We start from the raw sequence: 529 nt of genomic DNA, 5'->3' as shown, positions 1-529 counted from the left end.
TAAGTTCTCAGATTTGCTTTTCTCTTGCTTGTCTTCTTTACCTTCTGTGATGTTTAGATAGATACGGAATAAGTTCGCACCCACAATTTTAAACAAGAACATCACCACAACCGCCAAACCAATAGAAGACGTTACGGCAAGCGAGCCATCCGCCATCGTCAGCGTAAACAGCACCGCCCCTGAGGAGAAAAAGTTAACAATGGTGGCACCAGCGGTGAACTGGAACATAGTGAACACATCGGTTTCGCGTTTGGTGAGATGGCCTTCATCTTTAAGCTGACGAGTCATCGCCGCGCCCGCGTCGGTACTTTGCAGCGAAGCGATAAGAGCCAAACCAGAGTTACCCGGAATCCCCATAATTGGACGAAGAAGCGGCGTTAACAGTTTGCGTGCCGCTTCTAGTGCGCCATAGTGCTCAAGTACATTGATCATACCCAGTGCGAACATAACGGTAGGAATCAAAGTAAGTGCAAAAATGAAACCGTCACGTGCACCGCTACCACCAGTACCACGAAGCGACGTTGTTGCA

The 529-nt window shown here is 48.6% G+C and carries 1 protein-coding gene; it reads right to left on the bottom strand.

The genetic code is table 11. The features are described 5' to 3' along the window. Positions 1-529 (bottom strand): nucleoside recognition domain-containing protein (locus R7Q48_RS30715; protein WP_318134198.1); only part of this gene is annotated, 529 nt, incomplete at both ends.

The sequence above is a fragment of the Vibrio sp. 378 genome, from assembly GCF_033339435.1.
The sequence above is the reverse complement of the archived record's forward strand: the minus strand, read 5'-3'. Positions and strand labels throughout refer to the sequence as shown.